Origin of the sequence: Streptomyces sp. NPDC002130, assembly GCF_040296465.1 — a bacterium.
GTDB lineage: Bacteria > Actinomycetota > Actinomycetes > Streptomycetales > Streptomycetaceae > Streptomyces.
This window is the reverse complement of record NZ_JBEOXI010001042.1, coordinates 1-1,197: the sequence shown is the minus strand read 5'-3', so window position 1 is coordinate 1,197 and position 1,197 is coordinate 1. Positions and strand designations below refer to the sequence as shown.

2 protein-coding genes are annotated in these 1,197 nt (G+C 61.6%); one reads left to right on the top strand and one right to left on the bottom strand.

All coding sequences use genetic code 11. The annotated features are described in order from the left end of the window. The coding region (locus tag ABT116_RS48200) for an AMP-binding protein (RefSeq protein ID WP_351647842.1) at positions 1–916 on the top strand (916 nt) is incomplete at its 5' end. Here ABT116_RS48200 and ABT116_RS48195 read toward each other — a convergent pair. After that, a partial coding sequence (locus ABT116_RS48195) for a GNAT family N-acetyltransferase (RefSeq protein ID WP_502984097.1) occupies positions 808–1,197 on the bottom strand: 390 nt, incomplete at its 5' end. The two genes, ABT116_RS48200 and ABT116_RS48195, sit on opposite strands and share 109 nt — an antisense overlap.

Below are 1,197 nucleotides of genomic sequence, written 5' to 3'. Positions count from 1 at the left end.
CGACACGACCACTGCCAAGTTCGACCTCGAACTCGCAGTAACAGAGTCGATCGGCGAAGACGGGATCCAGCAAGGGCTCTCGGCCGAATTCACGTTTGCTGCAGATCTGTTCGACGTGTCGACGGTCGAAGGGTTTGCTCGGCGACTGGTTCGTATTCTAGAGACTGTCGTATCGATTCCCTCGATTGTCGTTGGTGACATCGATATTCTCGATGCGGCCGAGCGGGGTGTGCTGGCCGATGTTCATGGAGGTCAGTCGGTCTCGGGAACCCTGGTCGAGATCCTCACAGCGGCGGCCGCTGTGGATCCGTCGGCGGATGCGATTCGCTTCGACGGTCAGTCGATCAGCTACCGCGAACTCGACGAGCGGTCGTCGCAACTCGCTCGTGTTCTGATTGCGAAGGGCGTCGGGCCGGAGGATCGGGTCGCGATCGCGATTCCGCGTTCGGCCGATTCGGTTCTCGCTCTGTGGGCAGTGGTGAAAACGGGTGCTGCATTCGTGCCCGTCGACCCGACGTATCCGGTTGACCGTATCGCCCACATGATCTCCGATTCCGGTGCGGTACTGGGTCTTGCCCTCAGTGACGTCGAGGCAGGATTGCCGTCGGCGTTGACGTGGGTTGTTCTCGACGACAAGAAGACAGCGGCGGCGTGTGCGGCAGAATCTTGCGCGCCGGTGAGTGATTCGGATCGACGCAGTGCGATCGACGAGCGGCAGCCTGCCTACGTCATCTACACCTCGGGCAGTACCGGAAAACCCAAGGGCGTCGTCGTTGGTCATCGCGGGTTGACGACGATGTATCACAATCACAGGCTCGCAATGCGACCGGTCGCCATGATCGACTCCGCTACAGCCGCTGTACCGGTCACGCCGAAGCCTTGCCCCCGAAACTCGGGATTGACCCACACACCCTGAATCTGGCCACAGCGCGCAGACATCGAACCGACCTCGGCCTTGAAAACGACCTGGCCGTCCTCGATATGCGCCCACGCTCGCCCGGCGGCGATCAGACTTGCGACACGATGTCGGTACCCGCGCCCACCGTCGTTGGCACGTGGATCGACGCCGACCTCTTCGATGAACATTGCGATCGCGGCAGGAAGATAGATCTCGAGTTCGTCCGAACGAACCTGCCGGACCAGCGGATCGGACGGACACGCCAACGGCTCGGATACCGCGAGCAAAGGTTGTTCGGG